This window comes from Arenibacter algicola (genome assembly GCF_000733925.1).
In the GTDB taxonomy this organism is placed as follows: domain Bacteria; phylum Bacteroidota; class Bacteroidia; order Flavobacteriales; family Flavobacteriaceae; genus Arenibacter; species Arenibacter algicola.
Genome location: NZ_JPOO01000001.1, coordinates 1,551,156 through 1,574,121, shown reverse-complemented (window position 1 = coordinate 1,574,121; position 22,966 = coordinate 1,551,156). Strand labels below are relative to the sequence as shown.

Annotated in this window: 12 protein-coding genes; 3 read left to right on the top strand and 9 right to left on the bottom strand. The window is 40.0% G+C overall.

Annotated elements, in window-relative coordinates; genetic code table 11:
- Positions 1-428: 428 nt before the first annotated feature.
- The 9 genes from U735_RS0106875 to U735_RS0106835 form a co-directional block, all read right to left on the bottom strand.
- Positions 429-2,147 carry a SusD/RagB family nutrient-binding outer membrane lipoprotein gene (locus U735_RS0106875; RefSeq protein ID WP_031443120.1) on the bottom strand — a complete coding sequence of 573 codons (1,719 nt, stop codon included), beginning with the start codon at positions 2,145-2,147 and terminating at the stop codon, positions 429-431.
- Between the two features lie 9 nt (positions 2,148-2,156).
- On the bottom strand, positions 2,157-5,258 hold the full coding sequence (locus U735_RS0106870; protein WP_031443119.1) for a SusC/RagA family TonB-linked outer membrane protein: 3,102 nt from the start codon (positions 5,256-5,258) through the stop codon (positions 2,157-2,159).
- A gap of 309 nt (positions 5,259-5,567) precedes the next feature.
- A complete protein-coding gene (locus U735_RS0106865) occupies positions 5,568-7,058 on the bottom strand; it encodes an alpha-L-fucosidase (RefSeq protein WP_031443118.1) in 1,491 nt (496 codons plus the stop codon).
- 11 nt (positions 7,059-7,069) lie between these two features.
- On the bottom strand, positions 7,070-9,313 hold the full coding sequence (locus U735_RS0106860; RefSeq protein WP_031443117.1) for a DUF4838 domain-containing protein: 2,244 nt from the start codon (positions 9,311-9,313) through the stop codon (positions 7,070-7,072).
- A gap of 18 nt (positions 9,314-9,331) precedes the next feature.
- Positions 9,332-11,572, bottom strand: coding sequence for a GH92 family glycosyl hydrolase (locus tag U735_RS0106855; protein ID WP_031443116.1), 2,241 nt, complete (start codon positions 11,570-11,572; stop codon positions 9,332-9,334).
- Positions 11,573-11,874: 302 nt separating this feature from the next.
- Positions 11,875-14,202, bottom strand: a complete 2,328-nt coding sequence (locus U735_RS0106850; protein ID WP_031443115.1) for a family 20 glycosylhydrolase — start codon at positions 14,200-14,202, stop codon at positions 11,875-11,877.
- A gap of 85 nt (positions 14,203-14,287) precedes the next feature.
- On the bottom strand, positions 14,288-15,361 hold the full coding sequence (locus U735_RS0106845) for a carbohydrate-binding family 9-like protein (RefSeq protein WP_051891897.1): 1,074 nt from the start codon (positions 15,359-15,361) through the stop codon (positions 14,288-14,290).
- Between the two features lie 56 nt (positions 15,362-15,417).
- A complete protein-coding gene (locus U735_RS0106840) occupies positions 15,418-16,383 on the bottom strand; it encodes a glycoside hydrolase family 130 protein (protein WP_031443113.1) in 966 nt (321 codons plus the stop codon).
- An 89-nt stretch (positions 16,384-16,472) separates the two neighbouring features.
- On the bottom strand, positions 16,473-18,350 hold the full coding sequence (locus tag U735_RS0106835; protein WP_031443112.1) for a sodium:solute symporter family protein: 1,878 nt from the start codon (positions 18,348-18,350) through the stop codon (positions 16,473-16,475).
- Between the two features lie 308 nt (positions 18,351-18,658).
- Between U735_RS0106835 and U735_RS0106830 the strand changes: the two genes are divergently transcribed.
- The 3 genes from U735_RS0106830 (at position 18,659) to U735_RS0106820 (ending at position 22,966) form a co-directional block, all read left to right on the top strand.
- A complete protein-coding gene (locus tag U735_RS0106830) occupies positions 18,659-19,750 on the top strand; it encodes a sensor histidine kinase (RefSeq protein WP_051891896.1) in 1,092 nt (363 codons plus the stop codon).
- The gene (locus U735_RS0106825) at positions 19,747-20,463 is read left to right on the top strand and encodes a LytR/AlgR family response regulator transcription factor (protein WP_031443110.1); all 717 of its coding nucleotides are present in this window, start codon (positions 19,747-19,749) and stop codon (positions 20,461-20,463) included. Before U735_RS0106830 ends, U735_RS0106825 begins: the two co-directional genes overlap by 4 nt.
- Positions 20,464-20,593: 130 nt before the next feature.
- Positions 20,594-22,966, top strand: a complete 2,373-nt coding sequence (locus tag U735_RS0106820) for a PSD1 and planctomycete cytochrome C domain-containing protein (protein ID WP_051891895.1) — start codon at positions 20,594-20,596, stop codon at positions 22,964-22,966.

Below are 22,966 nucleotides of genomic sequence, written 5' to 3'. Positions count from 1 at the left end.
ATTTTTAGTTAGTTAATTAGATGTTAAGGGAGTTACCCCCAATGTTAAATAATTACTAAATTTTGATTTTCCCGCCTAGGTGAAGAAATTAATTCGACTAATGACAATTGCCGAAAGCCTAATGACGCTTTTCCGAAAACGTTTTAGTAGTAAATCGAAATACTATTTTGATAGTAATGTATAAAAAATACTATTATAGGTTAAAATAATATTATAATAGTAATGGGATTTTTTGATTTTGGATACCGGATTTGATTTTATCCAATGAAAACATATCTATAAAGTGATACGGATAAGGATAATATCAGCAGTAAGAAATAAGAAACTGCAAAAACCTTAACAATATACAAGCTTTAATACTTCACAAAAAAAAAGAGGAGGGCAAACCCTCCTCTTCTTTAAATTTAAACAAACTAAAAATGACTTTACTATTTGGCCCACCAGAGTTTGGTACCCTGAACATCTGGCCCTTGTTGTTGTAGTGCAGCATTTGTATTGTCACCATTGGTGTTATAAGCACCATTCCCATAGCGCATGCGTTGGGGATAAGCACCATTTAAGGTAGTTCCCGCTGCGTAAATATCAAAATCACTAACTCCTTCATACAACTCAGTCGGATATCCGGTATCACGAACTATGGCCCAGGCTTCAAAACCGTCGGTATATGAAACAATCCATCGCTGTATCGCAATCTTCTCAAGATTCTCGTCTACCGATCCGTTCAATTGCGCCATATCCTCAGTTCCTAGAAATGTAGATATATCTCCTTCTGGCACGTCCCACATGGCCATTGCCTGGCGAATACCTTCCTGATAAAGTGATTGGGCATCTCCTGAGGCCAAGCCTTTTACAATTGCCTCTGCCTGTAGAAAATTACCTTCCGCGGCGGTCATTACCACTTCAGGAAAAATCTCTTTACCCTGGTTTTTAGGATTAATTACAATATCTGCCGGTCTGGAAAATAGCTGTTCCTTTACCTGGCCATAGATAAATCCGTTCAAGCGAGTAGGCTGACCTACGTAATAATCTCCTGCTGCTATGGAAATACCTACCGTATCAATAGTAACCCCATCATCAGTTTTAGTCCCAGAAGTAGAAGTGTAAGACACTCCAGCGTCATCCAGTTGTTGCAAGATAAAAGCAGAATGCTTGGAAAATAGATCCCTAGAATCCCCTTCGGCATCCTGGGTTAAGACTACATCCCCGCCATCTATCGGCTTTGCATAGTAAGTCAATCGAGGATCGTTATTGTTTCTTAGGTAGTCGATCAGTGTTTTACCTACATTCCAATTTGAACCAGTGCCAAAATTCCACCATACGTCACCATAGGCAGCGTTGGCCCATTGGCTAATATCCGGATCCTTTTCCATCAATGCATTTTCATCGGAAGCGGTCAAAAGTGGTGCTGCCAAAGCCTCAGCAATGGCGCCTTCCGCAAATGTTGCCCCATCTGCCCCTTGAGCCCTTAAGGCCATTCTCAATTTTAAAGTATTGGCCAATTTCTTCCATTTCTGCATATCACCTCCAAAGAAAAGATCATTATTGGTCAACAATTCAACCCCTTCTCCAGATACTTCAGCATCTCCAATAATTGCCATGGCCTCATCCAAATCAGCAATCGTCCCTTGATAAATGGTGGATAGTTCGTCATATTTTGGTGTTATATTATCTGGATCGAAAGCTTCGGTGTAAGGAGCCATACCAAAAGTATCCACATACATTTGATAGTATAGACCCTTCATTATAAGCCCAATGGCATAGAACTTCTCATTTTGAAGATCGCCACCCTCTTTCACAAAATTGATAAATCCACTTAATTTACCTAGATACCCAGACATCCAGTCGTATGCAGCATCCGTATAACCGGAATTGTAATCATATCCCAAGGCATCTGTCCACCAACTACCGCTAAACCCAAAGGTAAAATGACCGGCATAACGATCCGCGTGGATAAGTTGTGCCCTCCAATAAGGATAACGGTTTGGAGCATATAACTGAATCTGTAATTCCGTCATAAAAAATTTGGCACTCACTTCATCCGAAGTAAAGGCATTTGGATTTTCATTGATTTCGTCAAAATCCGAACAACTGTTAAATCCAAGAATCACCAAAAAAATAAAGGCTATCTTTTTTAATATACTTTTCATAGTTTTTTTTTAGAAATTAAGAATAAAATTCAAACCAATACTTCTAATAGTCGGTACGTTGTTGAGTGAAATACCTTGACCACTAAGTCCAGTTCCAAGTACAGCTTCTGGATCGATATCCGGTGCATCTTTATGGAAGAAAAATAAATTTCTACCTATTAATCCAAGTGAAGCAGAATTTACTCCTAAGGATTTTGACACCTTGTTTGGTAAACTATAAGTTAAAGAAAATTCCCTTAAACGCACATTGGTTTGGTCGTAAATATAATTTTCAGCTATTCCTGACATAGCTCCCCAATAACGCTGTCCAGATACATTTACTGTATTCTGGGCACCAGTGTCGGTATTAATGGCATCAACTACAATACCATCTTCCCTAAAGGCCAAACTTCTTTCAGAAACACCAGTACCATCCAAGGATGCAGAAGTGGCGGAATATACCTTACCTCCAAATCTTCCGTCCACTAAAAAGCGCATGGACAAGTTTTTGTATGTAAACGTATTGGTAATTCCCCCTTGCCAATCCGGTTGTGAATTTCCTATCAATACGGTTTCCGAAGAGGCAATAGGCAATCCTTCGGCATTTACCAATAAATTTCCACTGTCGTCTGTATCCCATACCGTTCCATAAATATCGCCTATACCACCATCAATCTGAGCTCTAATGGACACGTTACCGCTATTGGTTGTATTCAATGTCACTGTTTCCAATTCCTGAATCATTTCGTTTACGGTATTCTCATTCTTGGAGTAATTTAAATTAACATCCCATGAGAAATTATCCGTTCTTACAGGTGTACCTCCAAATTGTAATTCAATACCCTTATTCTGTACCTCTCCAAAATTATCCAGGAAAAAACTGTAACCGGTAGCCGGATTAACAGGAGTCCTGAATATCATGTCTTTGGTAACAATGTTGTAATAAGAGAAATCAGCAAACAATCTATTTTGGAATAGCCGCGCCTCAAAACCTATTTCAGAAGAAGTCACATTTTCCGGTTTAAGATTTGGATTGTATTTCACATCTGGGAAACCCAATACAGTTAAACCCAAATAACCGATCGTACTTACAGGATAGGTTTGTGAAAGTTGATAAGCTCCAGTATCATTACCCACTTGTGCCCAACTTCCCCTGATCTTTAGTAGGTCCAAAACCTTTCTTTCAGGATCGATAAAACGGTTCGTCAAGAACGACAGGTTAACCGAAGGGTAGAAGAAAGATCTATTTTCTTCTGGCAAGGTAGACGACCAATCATTTCTTCCAGTAACATCAAGATAAAGAAAATCGTCATAGGCAAAATTGAATGCTGCATATAAGGAATTTACTTTTTTAATGGCACTTGGTGAGTGGCTAGTAGTCTGCTCTTGGGTATTAGCCAAAATATGTCGGTTAGGTATCTTGAAACGGGACCCCGATACACCAATGCTCTGGGCAGAAGTTTTAAACAAGTTACCCCCAAGGTTGGCCGAAAGATTCAACTTTTCTGTAATATCAAGATTGGAAGTAAATAAAAAGTCCGAATTCAATTCTGAAATCTTAGTTTCCGAAAAAGAAAGACCTCCAAATCGAGAAAAATGATTTCCTTCAGCTGTTATCTGTGCATTGTTTATATTGGTAACATCACCACTCATACGCACGAAAAGGGAAAGCCAATCATTAAACTTATAATTTACCTTGGCCAAGCCTAAAAAGCGGTTTCTTGACTCCTTGTTACTATCCTCATTTAAAATCCAATAAGGGTTTCCAGTACTATTTCCCTGACCCGTGTAGCTAATAACATCGTAATCGCTAATATTGTTATCCGGGTCATAAAGGCTTGGATTTTCAACTTGATAATTTTTAAGATCGGCAGTTCTTACGTTACGCGGCATATAAAAAACATAACCCAAAACCCCTTCAGAACCGAGTGATATCCTATTATTAAGGTTTTGTGTAAAATAGGTCACCTTGGTATCAAAGCTCAATTTATCGGTCAGATCTGTCATTGCCCTTAAATTAAAGTTATGGCTTTCAAGTCCCGAATTGGGCAAAATAGTATTTGTATGGTTATTGGTATAAGAGAACCTAGCGTTGAACTTCTCTCCGCCACCAGTAAGTGCAAAGGAGTTAATATTCTGAACACCTGTTTCAAAAAAATCGGATACATTATTTTCTTGGGCCAAATAAGGTTTTTCTGTACCATCGAAATAAATTTCAGGTGAACCATCCAATCTTGATCCCCATGAAGAACCTCCCAAACTTCCCATATCCGGATATACAGTCCCACTAGTGCCTTGACCATATTCATTTTGATAGTCTGGCAAAAACATAGGATTTTCCACAGTAATATTGGAATTAAGGGTTACTCCGATACCTTTTGAACGTGTACCACTCTTAGTAGTAATTACAATTGCTCCGGAAGCCGCTCTAGAACCATAAAGAGCCGCTGCGTTTGGACCTTTAAGTACAGAAACCGATTCGATATCCTCTGGATTGATATCGGTAATTCCTCCTCCGGAAACAGAACTATTGAATACACTACCACCAGACTCGTTACCCGAATCATTGATTGGGATACCATCCACTACAATAAGCGCCTGGTTTCTACCGGTAATTGAGTTATTTCCACGAATAACTATTCTAGATCCAGAACCTACGCCTCCGGACTGACTAACCGTTAAACCGGCAACCTTACCCACAAGGGAATTGGCTACGTTATAGTTCTTTACTGTATTGATCTCATCAGACTGGAGTTCCGTCATGGCATAACCTAAGGACTTTTTCTCCCTGGAAATACCTAAAGCTGTAACCACAACTTCCCCAAGTTGTTCCGCATCTTCAAGTAAAGAAACGTTAACGGTGGACTGCCCATTAATCGAAATTTCCTTAGAGGAAAATCCAAGGGAAGAAAAAACCAAAACACCATTCCCATTGCTAACCACTATAGTATAGTTACCATCAAAATCGGAAGATGTACCATTGGACGTACCCTTCTCCACAACGTTTACACCAGGCAATGGAACTCCCTGGTCATCGGTCACCGTCCCGGTAACCGTAATATTCTGAGCCATTAATCCCTGAACACAGAAGATGGCCAGAACCATAAAATAGTAATGAATTTTTTTAATCATACTAGTAATTTTAAGTTAGTTTAATTTGAAAATTATAGAGTGCTACCCTAAAGTTAAATAAATACTAAATGTTCCAATTATTAGTTAAATGAAGAAAATAATTCGACCAACAACTTAAGACAAAAGCCGAACAACGCAATTAATGAGCAAAAAAATAATCTCCAAAAGCATAAATTGTATCAATGTTCGCATAATATTACGCAACTTCATTATCAGCCCTACGAATAAGTAGCCCCCTAATTCATTCTTATGAAACAGGGGGCTACTTATGTTTTTAATGGATAAGCCCTTGAAGTTAAAGTTGTTGTACTATTTAATTTTGATTACAAATGCTTCGGTATCCAACAATTTACCCGACATATCCTTGGGCAGCTGAATAACCATTCCATCTTCTTTTTGGGTCCATTTCAATTTCTGCATGGTCCCCAATAGTTGCGCCTTAACACTCCTTTTTGGTTTAAAATCTGGAAATACAATCTCGGTAGGCAGGGAAGTCTGCCCTTTTTCTACTAGATAAGTGAGGTATACTGAACCATCAGGCTTGGCAGTAACACAAACATTGTCAAATTTAAATGGCGCCATAGATCTAGTGCCATAAATGGCCTCCTTGTTTACCGACATCCAATTCCCTATTTCATTCAACAATTTATACGCCCCTTCATCCCACTCGCCTTCAGGGCTTGGAGCAACATTCAACAACAAATTACCCCCTTTGGCAACAATATCCACCAAGGTGTGAATGGCTTCCCGTCCGGACATGTACTTGGCATCGAAAGAATAGGACCATCCACCGCCAGCTATGATACAGGATTCCCAAGGATAGGGAAGTGGTTTTTCCGGCACCCTATTTTCCGGTGTTAAGTAATTTTGATTTTTACCATGAACAGCACGGTCCACTACAATTAACCCCGGTTGCTTTTCCCTGGCCTTTACTACCAGTTCATCCATCTTAATATCCTGATTAACAATCCGATTCTTCAGATACCCATTGTCATTGTTTACCAACTGTTGCTCGTACCAATTGGTAATTTCAGATTTTGGTGTTTTGGCCACCCAGCCGCCATCCAACCACAATATATCTACCTTGCCGTAATCTGTTAGCAATTCCAAAATTTGATTGTGGGTAAAATCTATATAAGACTGCCACTTTTCAGGGTTTGCCTCTGGCTCATAATTAACATTTCTATCCCTAGGAGGATAATAGGGATCCCAATAGGTAGGGGTATTCCAATCTGGCTTGGAAAAATAAGCTCCTGCCCATAATCCCTGTTCTCTGAAGGAATTGAATATTTCCTTGGTGATATTGGCTTTAGGATTAGTGGAAAATGGGGTCTTCGGATCCGTTATTTTATAGTCGGTGTATTTGGAATCGAACATGGAAAAACCATCATGGTGCTTGGTGGTGAATACCACGTACTTCATCCCCGCATTCTTTGCCGCCTTGGCCCATTTATCCGGATCAAATTTCACCGGATTGAAGGTTTTTTGCAAGCCCTCATATTCCTTTTTATATGTATTATAATCACTGGGATTGGAGCCTTTGGTCCGCTCGCACCAACCATATTCTTCGGGACATAGGGACCATGATTCCACAATACCCCACTGACTATAGGTTCCCCAATGCATGAGAAGACCAAATTTCAAATCCTGCCATTGTTCCAATTTCTCAAGTACCAAGGGATCGGTCTCGGGAACATATCGCTCGTCCTCGTAAATGGCCTGTGCACCCACTAACTGACAAATAAATGTCAATGTTAACGGCATCAAAAGAGATCTTAATCTGTACATTTTTATATTCATTTATACTGGGTTTAATTAATTATTATTTCATCAGCAAAAATCCACGAAGGCAATCCAGCAGCGTGATGCCAATAGGGTGTTTGTGTATTTGTAGCCCTCACCTTAATATACCGCGTGTTCCTTTTTTCAAAATTCAATTTAAAAAATTGAATGTCGTTGACCTTGCTGTCCTTGGTTAAGGGAAAGGGATTATTAATAGTTCCAAAATTCTCAAAATGCTCGTTATCCAAGGAGCCAGAATAGGTAACCTTCTCGGGAAAAAAAACAACATGATTCGTAACCTGTAAAAAGGCCAAGGAAATGGTATTTATGTCCATAGGCTCACCTAAATCTACCACTACCTCCATATCATTGCCCTCATACCCCAACCAGTTGGCATAAAAACTGCTTCCTCCCAAAGCCCCATCCGTAAGTGCCATGGGATCTTCCTTTGCATATTTTTTGGGCTTTGTATTGGTAACCACATTTTTGCCCATGGCAACATTTGGCATTCTTATTACCTCTAGTGCCGACATGTAATTTGCCAAATACTCGGTCACCGTAAAACCCATTTCATTCATTAAGGTAATATTGTTCTTGGCAGTGATAGCCTTAAAATTATCCAGTAAGGTAGTTACCAACGGATTTATTATTTTTTTACCTTCATCATTAGGGATCAAAAGCCTATATCGGTCCGTAAAATTCTTCCTACTGGCCTCCAATTCGGCAAAATCTACCCCCAAGCGGGCCACTTTTACACGTGCCAAAATTTCGGGTTTTTTGGCCACTGCCTTTTCCGCATCATCAAATAGTTGGGAATACTTAGAAAGCATCTCCGGACTTAAATAGGATGAAAATGCCTCTGATGGATCTCCGTAGAGGAATAGAAAAAAATCCTTGTCTTCCATTAACTTGGCATGAATCTCATCGATGTACTCTTTTATATAAATGCCCGATTCCTCATAATAACCTGAGGCAAAGTCCGTTAACAAGGCATCAAAATTTTGATCCGGATTCCAGAGTAGTTTTGCAGTTATATAAGACCTAAGTTCAAAAAGTTCGCTAGGATTGTTACTGTGCTGTTCAAAAACCCACTTGGCATTGTTGTCCCGAAACAATTGAATATTAGGCTGAAATGTATGGATATTGGGAAAGGGTGCAAAAAAATTGGTAAACTGTGTAGTATAATCCCAAATCCTAATGTTCTGGGTCAATTTACCCCATCCAACTAAATCGTTAGCAAAATCCGCACATTTTTCTGCAATAGGTGCACTTCTGTCGCATTCTATAGAAGTTAGTGTAATCAATACATTCTCCAAAGGCTTGGTCTTACATGGCTTTCTAGTGTATTGATAGGCCAGAGTGGAGATCATTTTATCCGGAAAATTAGCCGCCACTTCATTTACAAATCGTATCATGGTACCGGACGCACTACCCTCTTCCTCATCAATTTTACTACAATTGTCGCACTGGCAATGCTGCTGGTTATCATCCTGACTCACCGATATAACCTTGGACTGTGGATATTGTTCAAACAAGGAAGCTACCGAGTCCTTAACAATCGCCAAAACCTCAGGATTGGTCAAACACAATTGGGTAGGCAGCCTTTGGTCGCCCCTTAAGGCAAAATATTCCGGATGTGATTTGTAGAATTTTTCTTCGGGCAAAAACTTGTGGAACGTATGTACCCTGGCACTGGGGACATAGGTAGGAAAGGATTCCTGTGTTACCTTCTGCTGTTCCGCATAGTCAGGATTATCATAAAACAATCTTGAATGTACCGTTCTGGTAGTAATATCAGGGGTATATACATAGTCCAAAGCAGGAAGATCAATAATTTTGGAAACTGGTATTTTTTCAACTTCGGGAGCATACCACCTACAATTTAAATAGCGTTCCAGAAATTCGTATACGGCATATTTGGTAGCCTTATCGGACCCTCCCAAGATATACAAGTCCTTATTTTCTGTCCGAATGGCAATTTCTTGCTGTTTCAAATCTTCGCCCTCAATGTTACCCAAATAGATCTTATTCTTATTGAGATCCTGAGAGCTTTCATCTACCAATTCCAACTCTACCCCACTAATTTCTTTCAGGTAACGCTGTAGTATTTCGGCAGATTTATACTGACTCTCCGTAGCATTGCCCATAAAAACAATTTCGTAGTCTGTCTGACCATCATGAACCAGTTCAATTCCATCCCTATTACAAGAGGTGAAAATCAATAGTAATAATAAGAGACTTAGGATTCTGAAATTTGACTTAAATATTTTCATTCTCAATGCGATTTTGACCTATTTGTTCAATTTCAACTCCAGAGTTTTTCCGTTTACCAATTCATCATGGCCTATAAAATATCCCTTGTGTGGTTTTCCCTCGATCTTAATATTTTCAATAAAGCGGTTGTGCTCGGAAAAGTTTGAAATTATAGTAATTTTTTCCTGTTGATAATAATCACTATCCAAATGTATGGTTATCTTATTAAACCGGGGAGTTGTTATGGTATAAATTGCATTTGCAGGGCTTATAGGGTATATCCCCATCATTGAAAAAACGGCCCAGGCAGACATGGTACCCGTATCGTCATTTCCAGGTAGTCCATCCGGTGAATTCTTATAATAGGTATCAAGCAAGTCCGAAACCATTTGCTGGGTCCGTCTTTCTTCACCTTTTACATAATTGAATAAATAGGGGTAAGCAATATCCGGTTCATTGGCCATATCAAAATGCCCCTTATCAAAGACATCCTGCAATCTATTGGTAAATGGTTTTGCCCCGCCCATCAGTTTCATAAGACCTTTGGTATCATGGGTTACCATAAATGAATACTGCCAGGCATTGCCTTCAATGAATCCTAGATTTTTTACAAAGTTGGCTCCGGCTTCAGGGTTATAAGGGGTCAGCCATGATCCATCATCATTCCTAGGCCTTAAGAGATTAAATTCCTTGTCGAAAAGATTCCTATAAGAAATGGACCTTTGGGAAAAACGTTTATAATCTTCTTTTTTACCCAAGGCCTTGGCCAATTGGGCTATGGCATAATCTGAAATATTGTACTCCTGAGTGGTAGAGACAGATCCACTATTGGTTGTTTTGGTAGTTAGATATCCCTTTTCCAAATAATCTTTTAGTCCCGGGCGAAGGGGGTTATCCTGAATCTGATCTGCACTTTTGACCATTGCTGCATAGGCCTTTTCCACATCAAAATCCCTTATACCCTTCAAATAGGTATCAGCAATAACAATACCTGCCGGATCCCCAACCATCGTAGTGGTTTCCGTGGCATTCAACTCCCATTTTGGCAGCCACCCGCTCTCATCATAGATCTGCAGCGTACTCTTCACCATATTGGATTGTTGCCGTGGATAGACCAAACTCATAAGCTGATGCAAATTACGATATGTATCCCATAAAGAAAACACCGTATATCTAGTATCCTGGGTCCTTAAAGTTTCCCTGGTTTTCATTTTGGGATAATCCCCATTATAATCATTTAGGGTACTGGGGTGTATTAAACTATGGTACAGGGCCGAATAAAACTTGATCTTATCCTCTTCGGCACCTCCTTCTACCTCAATTTTGGACAAATATTGGTTCCAATTTTTCTTGGACTCTTCAAGAATTTGGTCAAAGCTTCGCGTCGATGTTTCCTTTTCCAGATTTTCACGGGCATTTTCAATGCTGACATAGGAGATCCCAACTTTCATTTCAACTACTGTTGGTTCTTTAAAATTATACCTCATATAACTACCTATACTATCGCCTACAACTTCCATGGCATACCCCGGCATTACCCTTGTCTTTCCGTTGTAACCCATCCACTCTGCCTCGGCACCTTTGTAGGTGGTCGGTTTTTTCCAAACCCCAAATTCGTCCGCAGGCCGGGAAAACCGTGCTACAAAGTACACCGGATATGCCTCCTCCGGCTTATAATAACAAAACGAACCAACAGAACGAACCCCTTCAACTTCAGTTGGCGAAACTACCCTGATAGAGGCTCCTTGTTCATTGGTAAGGCCCAAGCCTAGATTTATAAGAATATTGGCATCCCCTTTAGGAAAAAAATACTTGCTTACTCCTACTCTAGTTGTTGCTGTGGCCTCTACTTTAATGTTATAATCATCCAAGGTATTGGAATAGTATCCAACTTTAGAAACCTCATCGGAATAAGAGGTGCCGTATTTTAGATAATCAACTTCAAGGTCACCTGCGGTGGGCATGGCCAAAATTACCCCAAGTTCTGGACAGCCTACCCCACTTAGATTAACGTGACTGAATCCTGTTAAAAAAGTGTTCTCCTGAACATATGGCGTGGACAACCATCGACTGTCTTTTTCCAAAGGTAAATTTTTAGGTCCAGCCACATTAAAGGGGGATACGCTAACCATACCCCTTACCGCAATAGGCCCAGGATTGGTAGTCCCAAAATTTGACGTCCCTATGAAGGGGTTCACGAAATCTACCGGTTGTTTTTGTGCATAAGCTCCAAGGGTAAAAACTGTCAGTATTAATAATATTATACGTTGTAATGTCATTGTTCTTTTTTGATAATTATGCCTATGTTGATTAGGCTTCAATCTTAAATTCACACACCCCCTACCCCTCTCAAGAGGGGAGTTCTCTGTGCCCTACTGATAAAGTTTATCCTCTCAATAAAACATATTTATTACAATTATTTTCAAAGAAATATTGAATTAAGAAATAAATCTCTACTTCCCAGATTCTACTCCACATGGAATACGATTCATATTTTAATCACCGTTACTATTCCCCTCTTGAGAGTGCCTGTCCGGCTTTTTAGCGGGAGGCTAAGGGTGTGTTTTTCCAAGACTTCAAATTATTCCACGACCACCTCATCAATAAACACCCATGAGCCACCTCCTGTAGGCGCAGTACCCAAATTTGTTGCCTTTACCTTAATATATATAACGATCTGTTTCCCTATTTCGATCACAAAATCCTTTAATTCCGAACCATTGTTTGCCGCATATTCCCGTTTTACGCTTCCCGCACTTCTGAAAGTTTTGCCATCATCCGAAAGGAAAACCTCAACTTGGATAGGAAAGTAAATTCCAGAACCTTGGTTTTCCAAGGCACCAACGGATATCTTTTCCAATTCCGTAGGAGATTCCAGATCGATTACCAATTCCATATCGTTATCTAACCATCCTTGCCATTGTCCATCGTGAAAATTTTTGGAGCCGCGAACTACATTTACCATCCCCAAATCCTCAGCTCCCTTATAACTATCGTGATATTTATTTATGTAGGTTACAGGTTTCCCCACAGCCTTATGATATTTAATAGTTTTCTCGAATATGGCACCCACAGGTTCACCATCTTTAAATACCTGGGCTTTGATATTGGTTGTCCTATCAATATCTACCGAAGCGGAATATTTTTTAGAGGCCGAAGTAATATCACTACCATCTAGGGAAAACCGAATATCCGCTTGGGAAAATTCTGATTTAAGGGCAATTGATATAGCACCATTTTCAGTATTGACCGAAGTTTCAGTAGTTACCTGATAGGCACTTTTGGCATAATTGACTCCCATTATCCCATATCTTTGAAATAGACTGCTTACACGGATTGAAAAATCGTCCCAATTTCTATTATCCTTACTACTCCAAACAGCTTCCGCCAAGGCGGCCAAACGCGGATAGGTCATATACTCCGCCTGAGCTTTGGTAGGAACATATTCTGTCCACAAATTGGCCTGCCCACCTAGAACATGCTTGGCCTGCTCCTCGCTCATTCCCTCAACCACAGGGTCGAATTGATAGACCTTGCTCAGGGGCAGGTTTCCTCCCCAAGCCAAAGGTTCAGCATCCTGATCTCCTTGATAATAATCAAAATAACAATGTGAATTAGGGGTCATAACCACATCATGACCAGCTTCGGAGGCCTCCAAGCCTCCTTTTACCCCGCGCCAACTCATAACGGTAGGGCCCGGAGCCAAACCGCCTTCCAATATTTCATCCCATCCCAGCAAGGTCCTTCCTTTGGAGCTCAGAAAACGTTCCATACGCCGAATAAAGTAGCTTTGCAACTCCTCAACATTTTCAAGACCTTCCACCTGAATTCTCTTTTTGCAATCCGGACATTTTTCCCAATTGGTCTTGGTAGCCTCATCCCCACCCACATGGATGTACTGGGACGGAAACAATTCCATCACCTCCAATAAAACGTTTTCCAAAAACTCAAAGGTGGTTTCTTTTCCTGGACAGTATATATCGGTTATGGGCCACACCCCTCCAGAAGGGACCATAATAGGTTTTTGAAAACAGGATAACTCCGGATATGCAGCTATGGCGCTCATTACGTGGGCCGGCATTTCTATTTCCGGAACTACAGTGATACCCCTGCTCTCGGCATAAGCAACTATTTCCTTAATATCTTCCTGCGTATAGAATCCACCATAAGTCGTCTCTTTCCCCAATTCTGGTGTTGATCTTGCGTTCCACGGCTTATCCTCTTGATCTACTCTAAAGCCACCTACTTCAGTTAATTTTGGATATTTCTTAATCTCTATGCGCCAGCCTTGGTCATCTACCAAATGGAGATGGAGGGTGTTCATTTTCAAAAAGGCCAATTGGTCTATAGTCTCCATAACATAATCCTTATCGAAAAAATGTCTGGAAACATCCAACATAAAACCTCGCCATTTAAAACGAGGGCTATCCTTGATTTCAACATTGGGAATATCCCAATTCATATTGCTGACAACATTTTTACTTTCTATGGCGACTGGAAGTAATTGTCTAATGGTTTCCAAACCATACAAAAATCCATTATGGCCACTTGCATAAATAATCACCTGATTCTCTGTCACCTTTAAGTTGTAAGCCTCCTCTGGCAAGGATACATCTGTAGATAATTGCACAAAATTGCTACTTGGTGCCGTGTTTACCACTCCCAAATTCCATCCTGCCGCGGAAACAAATTTATTTTGCAATACCTCAAAGATCTGGGTTTGATCATTGGCAGCTACCAATTTTGTGTCCTTGGTAAACCTAAATGCCCCTTGGTTCAATTTCATTTCCAAAGGCTTGGGAACAATATTAATATCATTCTCCGTAAAAATGGTTTTGCTTTCCTCTCCACATCCTACGGCAAGAACCAATAGAAACACCCCTAACCCTTGAAACAATATCTTTTTCATTTATCTTCCTTTATTATTTAGAAACCGATTAAGTTTTATTTAAACTGCTTCTTCCAATAACCCTTCTAATATTTTAAAGAAAGGTTTACTTCTTTTCTTCCAAACTACGGAATTCCCCATCTTCCTTGATTGTCAAAATTTTTCCCGTAAATGGACTTTTTACCCATATATTGTATCCAAATCTATGTTTGTCCAGACTTGGTTTTATGGCCTTTTCAAAAATGGTTTTGGGCATTGCCACCAACTTCTCAGCGTCCTTTTTCCCTTGTAGAACTCCTCTGTAAAGTGAATACAAATACCATTTAATATAGTCGTCCTGTGGAATTGAAAAACTGGCCTTTCCACCTGCTTCCTCGGAAGAAAAATATACGTAGCCCCAATGCTCGGGCTCATGCATATTTATAACTCCCTGAGGTGACCAAACCCAGTTATACTCGGGCATAAATTTGCCGTTATCGTCTTTTTTCCTGGAATAGCGTCCATCCGTTAGATCAAATTTCCAATTTACCCTGGAGAAGTTGATCCTCCAAAAATCGTCCTCCGGCACCTGGCCTCCGTTGCTTGCTTCGGTGATTACATTCCAAGGAATAGCTATTTCCACTGTCCATCCTTTGTCCGTGTCCGAGGAATCATTTAGGGTTCCGTCGATACTTACGGCCGATTTCACCCCCTGAATATCCCAACTGTCTATCACTTTGCCATGATTCCTATATGGCTTGGTCAAAAACAGGTCCCATAATGTATTATGGGCATTCATTTCATATTCATAATAATTGTGGGTATCCCCGTCCGGGTCTATAAAAATCTCAAAATCATTGTTATAGAAAATAACGGTGTCCCGTTGTTTTAAAGTAGCCCATACATGAGGCTCCTCCATTTCTGCAAAAACATATAGGTACTCATTGTCCCATAGCATTTTCATCCTGGTCCCGTAATCAGGTATAAGTTTTCCTTCGATATCGATATAATCCTGTGACCAAGGTGCTTTTTGCCAAGAGGCATCATCCGCCTTCCCATCTATGGCCAGTGTTTCACTTGCCTTAAAAGCAATGTAGTTTCTTGGCACGAGCTCTTGGCCGTACATGGTAGCAATGCCAAGGCATAAAAGCAAAAGCACCAATGAGCATGTTCTGGATTGAATGAAAATAGAGGTCTTCATATTTTGATTTTTATGGTTTCAGTTTAAACAGTACAGGCCGTGTGGAAAAACACGGATTACAGACTATTCTCCTTCGTAAATTTTACAATTTCAGATATGCGTCCAAAGGCCAAGCCGGTAACCGTATCCGCAGCTCCATAATATATAGCAACCTTATCCTCTTCAATAGAATGCAATGCAGCACATGGAAACACCACGTTGGGCACATCGCCTACGCATTCATAATTGGTCTGAGGAGATAACAAATAAGGTTTGGTTCTATACAACACCTGATCTGGCCGCTCCTTGTCCAATATAGCTGCTCCCATGGAATATCTAAATCCGTTGCAGGTATTTATAACCCCATGATAAAAGGTCAACCAACCCTCATCGGTCAGTATGGGAATTGGTCCAGCCCCAATTTTGGTACACTGCCATGCGCTATCCACAAAAGGGGTCACCTTCATTACACAGCGGTGTTCCCCCCAATATTTCATATCCGGACTATAACTGATGTATATGTCTCCAAAAGGGGTGTGTCCATTATCACTTGGGCGACTCAACATGGCATATTTGCCGTCTATTTTCTCTGGAAATAATACGCCATTCCTATTAAAGGGCAAAAAGGCGTTTTCACATTGAAAAAATTCTTTAAAATCGAAGGTATACCCTATACCTATGGTCGGACCGTTGTATCCATTGCACCAGGTTATCCAATACCTATCCTCAATAAATACTACCCTGGGATCATATTTATAGTCGGATTCGATCATATCGGTATTACCTGCTTGAAACTGAATGGGCTCATGGTTAATATCCCAATCTATCCCATTCTTACTAAAACCGGCAAAAATATTCATTTGCACCGCTTTGTTATCGCAACGGAATACCCCGGCAAAACCATCCTTGAATGGTACAACCGCACTATTAAAAATACTATTGGAAGAAGGAATTGCATCTCTCTTAACAACTGGATTCTCTGAATATCGCCAAACTACATCTGCACTATGGGCAGGCCTTTCTTGCCATGGAATGTTACTCACTTTATTTCAATTTATAAATTATAATTAAACTTTTATTATCTCCAATTTAAACTATTCATAGTTTTAATCTAGGGCATTTCAATTTTACACTAATTGGGTATTTTCCTAACCTTATCCAACCAAGTGAATTTTAGAATTGTGGAAGTAATACCAAAAACAACCAAAGCAATGATGGCTTTTGGATAATCCCTGATCATAAAATATATGGGCAGCACTATCATGCTCGACTGCCAAATGATGCCAATGGCACAGTTCATCATATCCCACCAAAACTCATTATTCTTTTGAAAATTGGGATCTTCTGCTTTCAATTCCTTATAAACGGGATTCCACCAACCCCAGGGCTTCACATTTTTATAGAACGCCTTTAGTACTTCTTTGTCGGTAGCGGGACTAAAATAGGTTCCCAAAAATGATCCCAACATGGAAACCCCAAAAATAATTGGAAAAAGATAAATGGCGTGTACATGGGAAAGATCGTACAATAAACTACCCTCCATAAAATTAGCCTTGTTGTTATCCAATACAAATTGCAGGGAAGCAATGATCAAACCGGACAACATACCCCAAAAATATCCCCAGCCGTTAAATCGCCACCAGATCCACTTTAAAAAATTGGCCGCCACATAGCCTCCAAACAGGGCACTTGTTATCCACAGGGTAAGCGAATTGATCGAATCTGCGAAAAACCCCATAATAACACCTAAAATCACCACTAAAAACGACGCTATATGACTCACCTTAATATAATGTTTATGCGATGCTTCCGGCCTAAAATATTTTTTATAGATATCATTGACCAAATAAGCGGGACCGGCATTTACAAAAGCGGAGAAGGTAGACATAAAAGCTGCTAGCAAGCCCGCCAACAACAAGCCCTTTATTCCTACCGGCACATGAAAGTTGATTACCTTGGGAAGCAGTACCTCCAACTCAGCACCCGTTAACCCGGGGTTAGCGATCATTTCCGGTGTTAGAACCACCAAGGCAATTACCACAATCCCGGTGATAAGCAAATACCTAGGAATAAACAACACCAAATTGGTGAAACCACTCATAAATGCAGCATCTTTGACCGTTCTGGTAGACAATATTCTCTGAAGATCATAACTAGGGGTAGGTCCTGCTATACTAGCAAAAAAACCCTTAAAAAGTGTCATTCCTATCAAGGCCCCGAACATCTTATAACCCTCGGAATCGATCAAATCATTAAATGCCTGAAATTCCTTGTCCCAATGGGTTCCCAATTCCCATCCGAAGAATACATTTTTCCATTCGGCGCTTATTACCGAATTGATCTCTACATCGGAGAAAGCAAAAAAAGCATAGCCAGCCACGAGTATCCCCGCTATAACCATGATAATATATTGAAGTACTTCTGTAGCTACCACCGAGAACATACCCCCCTTTACGGTATAGATCGTGGTCAAAAATATGATGATCATGGCATAGGACTGTTCGGAGTTCAACAAAACCATCTCCCCTATATGTAAAGCCATATCCCATGGCAATATAATGGTCAAAAATTTACCTACACCCTCAAAGAAATAAGCAATAAAGCCTACCGCGGCAACAATGGCAAATACAGCAACTATGCTATGGGAGGCCCTCCCAGCCCTATCGTCGCCAAACCGGGTAAGTATCCATTCCGATCCGGTCATAATATTGGACCTACGAATCCAAACGGCTAAAAACATCATAACAAAGATCTGGTTCCAAATTGGCCATAGCCACATGAACATAAAACTCTTTACACCGTATAAAAATAGAATTCCTACCATCCAGGCGGTACCGGAAACATCGAACATCCCAGAACCATTACTCAATCCCAGATAATACCACTTTATGTTGTTCCCGCCTAAAAAATAAGACTTGAGCCCTTGGGACGCTTTTTTTGAAACCCAAATACCTACAAATAGGGTCAGTATTATATAGGCAACTATAATTGCAATATCGATTACATTCATTCAATTTTATTTTTTAACATTGAAGCAAAAAGCTCATCAAGCAGTGATTTCTAATTTTAAAAGGTTAAAAAAACACCACAGCCGTCTGTTTTTTCACTCCCATGGACAACAACTCTTATTTTTTTTATAAATTCCCCAAATTTTCAAGATTGTATTGGCGGTAATTCAAAATATAAAGAAAAACCAACAAGGGGATTTCGCTTTCCCGAACTAAATATTTGATTTTTTTTCGGGAAGAGGAATAAAATTAGACCAACAACCAGCCCGTAAAGCCAAACGCCAATTTTCAGAATTTAATAATGTTTTCAATGTTAATACCAATCAAAACCCTGAATCATAAATTACTTGGCAGAAATAGTTCCGGTGATTTCAATATTAATTACAGGCATCATATTATTTTTTGGGCCGTATATATCCTATTCAATATTTTCCGCTGGGGAAATCTGCACCAGGATTTTGTCTATTCCATAAAAACCAACTTGTTGGGATTCCCAATACATATGGCCTTGGCATACTTCAATATTTATTTTTTGATGCCAAAATTTGTTTACACAAAACGATATATCACTTATTCCTTTTTACTTCTGGCCTCCTTGTTCACAGGCCTATTGATTAAATTCAACCTTACTTATTATTTGGTAAGCAACAACGTAATGCCCGAAGCCGGAGACGTTGAAAGCCTCACCTTGAATTACGCCATAGTAACCATGTTGGGAGAACTTTATGTGATGTCGTTCGTAACCGCCATAAAAATTACGGTGGACTGGTTAAATGAAAACAGCAAACTGCACGAACTGGAAAAAAGGCAGTTGACCACTGAATTGAAATTCCTGAGATCGCAGGTTTCCCCCCATTTCTTCTTTAACACGCTTAATAACATATATTCCCTAACATTGGAAAAATCGGACAGAGCACCTCAGGTAGTCCTCCGGTTATCGGAATTAATGCGTTATTTGCTATATGCTACGGACAAACCCTACCAAGATTTGACAAAGGAAATTGAATGTATCCAAAACTATATCGATTTGGAACGTATCCGTTTTGACAATACTTTAAAAATCGATATGAATATTTCGGGCGATATTGAAGGAAAGGGTATTGCCCCCATGCTATTAATGCCCTTTATAGAAAACAGTTTTAAACATGGCGCCAGTAAAAACATTGGCAAGATGTACATCAAAATAAATCTGGAAGTTATTGATGACGTCCTAAATTTTGAAATCAGCAACAACATTCCACAAAATAAATCGCGTAACCCAATAAACCCAGAAGTAGGGGGAATTGGACTTTCCAATGTAAAAAAACGTTTGGAACTAGGTTACGAACCCAAAGATTACAACTTGTCCATCTTTGAAAAAGACAAAATGTTTAACGTTATTCTTAAATTAAAAGTGAAATGAGTTTTAAGGTAATAATTATTGACGATGAACCCCTGGCAATCAATATATTAAAAAACTATGTTGAACAGATCAAGGAACTGGAGCTGGTTCAAACCTTCACCAATGCCATTGACGCTTCCACTTTTTTACAAAGAAATGAAGTAGATATTGTGTTCCTGGACATCAATATGCCCATAATGACCGGGCTTGATCTTCTAGGTAGTGTAAATTCCAAGGCCATGGTAGTTATGACAACGGCCCATGAAGATTATGCCCTTAAAAGTTTTGAGTTGGAGGCAATAGACTATTTGGTGAAACCCATACCTTTTCATAGGTTTCTAAAGACCGTAAATAGAATTATTAATCTAAAGGAAGGAGTTACCAAAAACGAAGTGCATACGATCAATGACAATCCCAGCATTTTCGTAAAGGTTGATAAGAAAAAATTGCAAAAAATTTATTTGGATGATATTATCGTCATTGAAAGTCTAAAGGATTACATCAGGATAAAGACCAAAGCCAATAAACATATCATTCATAAAACCTTGAGTAGTTTTACCGAAGAACTCCCTGCGGACAAATTTATCAGAATACACAGGTCATATACCATAGCCATTAATAAGATAGACGCAATTGAGGGCAACAGTGTGGAAGTGCAAGGCATTAGATATACCATTGGGCGTAGTTACCTCAATGAAGTAAAAAGTAAAATTCTAAATGACGATTTGGAATAAACCGTCATAATTACACTTAATTTCCTTTTTTTCGCTGCATTAAGCTACCTTGGATTGTCATTTGTCGAAATTTACCGTTAAATAACTGTAAACTCGTTAACTTAGAGGGTATTAAAATTTCTAAAGTCAAATGTTAGCCCATCACATAAGTAAATGCCTTACCCGATCCCTATCTGGGCTATATTCGCTATTGGTATTCATTCCCGTTTTAGTAGTTTATGGCTGTAATACTGGGGTACAAACCTCCGAAACGACCGCTAACAATGATATTAACGGCCGAATTCCTGATAAAATAGACTTTACTTTTCATGTAAAACCAATCCTATCGGACCGATGTTTCAAATGTCATGGTCCCGATAAAAATGCCATAGAGGGCGGACTATCCTTGAACACGGCCGAAGATGCCTATATGGCCTTGGGCAAAAACAAAGACCATTACGCTATTGTTCCCGGCGATGTTGAAAAAAGTGAATTGGTCAATAGGTTATACACTACGGACGAATCCTTAATGATGCCGCCGCCAGAATCCAACCTTACCGTTACCAAATACGAAAAGGAAATTTTAAAAAAATGGATAGAACAAGGTGCGGAGTACAAAGAACATTGGGCATTTATTGCTCCAGAAAAGCCAATTGTACCAAAAACAAGCAATACTACCTGGGCACAAAATGAAATTGATCAGTTTGTTTTATCCCAACTGGAACAAAAGGGTTTGGAACCCAATGAAAAAGCTACAAAAGAAAAGTTGCTAAGAAGGGTGTTCTTCGACCTTACCGGCTTACCCCCAAGTGTGGAACAGATAAACAATTTCGTGCACAACGACTCTCCCAATGCCTATGAAGAAATTATAGATTCCCTTCTGAATACAGTAGACTATGCAGAGCACATGTCTGCCGAATGGATGGATATTGCCCGATATGCGGACACCCACGGATACCAAGACGATTTTGAACGAATCATGTGGCCTTGGCGAGATTGGGTAATCCACGCGTTTAAGGAAAACATGCCCTATGATCAATTTGTGACCTATCAATTGGCCGGAGATCTTATGCCCAACGCCAATGCGGAACAGGTTCTTGCCACGGGCTTTAACAGAAATCATAAGATCACTTTTGAGGGCGGGGTAATACCTGAAGAATATCGCATTGAGTATGTAGAGGACAGGGCAGTGACCTTTGGAACTGCTTTTCTGGGCCTAACCTTTGAATGTGCCCGCTGCCATGATCACAAATATGACCCCATAAGTCAAAAAAACCATTTTGAATTGTTCAGTTTCTTCAACAATATTGATGAATTGGGACTGACCCCTGGGGGAGCTGGAAAAATTCCAAAGCCGTATATGACCATTACAGAAAAGGAAAAAAATGGTGTATTGAGCTTTGTTCAACTCCAAAAATCGACCATGAAGGAAGTACCCGTAATGGTTATGAACGAGATGGAGGAAATTAGACCGTCCTATATCTTGAACAGGGGCGTTTACGACCAACCCACTACACAGGTATACCCCAATACACCCGAATCCATACTTCCTTACCCGGAGGAATATCCAAAAAACCGATTGGGATTGGCAAAATGGCTGTTCCATGAAGACAATCCATTGACTGCCAGGGTAACCGTAAATAGGTATTGGCAACGTATGTTCGGCACGGGCTTGGTGGCATCTTCCTTCGATTTTGGCAATCAAGGCTCATTGCCAACACATCCCGAATTGCTGGACTTTCTGGCCATCAAATTAAAGGAAGAAGGTTGGGATACAAGAAAAATATTAAAATATATGGCCCTTTCGGCTACCTATCAACAGAGTACCAAAGTATCCAAAGATTTACAGGAATTAGACCCCGAAAACCGTCTGTTGGCACGTGCCCCAAGATTAAGGCTAACTGCAGAACTCATAAGGGATCAAGCTTTGAAAATCAGCGGTTTGCTCAATCCGGAAGTGGGAGGCCCAAGTGTTAAGCCCTACCAACCCGCCGGTATTTGGGAGGCAACCACTGGAGGTGGAGGGGGCAGTACGGCCACCTATATTACCAGCACTGGCAAAGATCTTTATAGAAAAAGTCTATATACCTTTTGGAAAAGGACGGTTCCCCCGCCAAGTATGATGACTTTTGATGCGGCATCCAGAGATCTATGTACGGTAAAACGGCAAGAAACAAATACCCCCCTACAGGCATTGGTATTATTAAACGACCCTCAAATCATAGAGGCGTCCAGGCTCATTGCCAAAAACGCCATAGATCGCAATAAAGAAATCGGTGATCAAATAAAATACATTTTCAAACTGGCAACTTCCAGAACTCCGGATGAGGAAGAACTGTCCATGTTGAACAATTATTACAATAGTATGCTCCAAAAAGTGGATGAAGAAGGCATAGACCCACAGGACTATCTGTCCATCGGAGATTTTGAAATAGATAGCAGCTATTCAAAAAAACAATTGGCCGCATTGGCATTAACGGCACATGCCATTTTAAACTTAGACGAAACTATAACCAGGGGTTGA